Annotated in this window: 1 protein-coding gene and 2 pseudogenes; all 3 read right to left on the bottom strand. The window is 68.6% G+C overall.

All coding sequences use genetic code 11. The features are described 5' to 3' along the window. A pseudogene (locus tag AOK17_RS54030) lies at positions 1-333 on the bottom strand (hypothetical protein); the annotation flags it as partial. A gap of 2 nt (positions 334-335) precedes the next feature. After that, a complete protein-coding gene (locus AOK17_RS54025) occupies positions 336-752 on the bottom strand; it encodes a hypothetical protein (protein ID WP_425424639.1) in 417 nt (138 codons plus the stop codon). Then, positions 676-902, bottom strand: a pseudogene (locus AOK17_RS54020) (hypothetical protein); the annotation flags it as partial. The pseudogene AOK17_RS54020 and the gene AOK17_RS54025, both read right to left, overlap by 77 nt.

The raw sequence follows: 902 nt of genomic DNA, 5'->3' as shown, positions 1-902 counted from the left end.
GGTCGGGAGGTCGCGGGTCTTGGCGGGGGTGCGGGCGGGGTTGCTGTCCCAGGTGTACAGGGCGTACGGGTCAGTGTTGTCGTCGGCGGCCCAGGAACCGGCGACGATCAGGTATTGGTTCGCGGCGTTCTTGCGCACGTCGCGGATCGAGAGGCCGCCGAGGTCGAGTTCGATCGGGGTGCCGAGGAAGGTCGTCGCGCCGCTGCCCACCACCTTGTCGATGTTCGTCACCGGCACCAGGAGCGCCTTGCCACCGGGTATGGCCGGGGCGAGCGGTACGCGGAAGCCGACGTACGCCGTCGTCGAGCCCGGCGCGAACTCCAGCCCCTCCACGTTCAAACCGTGATCTGCTTGGGGGCCTGGTCGTCCGCTGTGCCTGCCGCGAAGCCGTAGCGGTCGCCGTGCGCCTGGTCCCAGGCGGCCAGGTCGTCGCGGAGCTTCTTATGCGAGTCGCCGTACGACAGGACGGTGGTCGCTCCGGACCCCGTCACCTTCGTGGTGAAGAGGGTGTTGCGGGCCGACTTGTACTCGCCGTCCTTGTTGTTGCCGAGGGAGCCCGTCCAGTAGATGGTGTCGCCCGCGCGGGCCGCTCTCTCGATGTCGATCTCCTTGATGGCATCGATCTTGGAGCTGAAGTCCCAGGTCTTGAGGGGGCGCGCCGGACGTCGAACGGTCTTACAGGCGCGCGATGTTGGACTCGTTGACCGCCACGACGACGTAGCCGCCGCCCACGTCGACGGCCGCCGAGGCATCGCTCGACCCGGTGAAGTACCTGCTGTCCGCGCCCTGTTGGACGGCGGCGGAAGCGGTGTAGTGCAGGGTCTTGGTGGCGGTCTGCCCGTCGACTCCCGTGACCTTGACGGTGAGGTCGGTGTAGCCCCGGCCGCGTGCGGCGACGGCCA

The organism is Streptomyces phaeochromogenes (assembly GCF_001418655.1).
Classification (GTDB): Bacteria; Actinomycetota; Actinomycetes; order Streptomycetales; family Streptomycetaceae; genus Streptomyces; species Streptomyces phaeochromogenes.
Note: the sequence above shows the minus strand (reverse complement) of the source record. Positions and strands in the feature narration are given on the sequence as shown.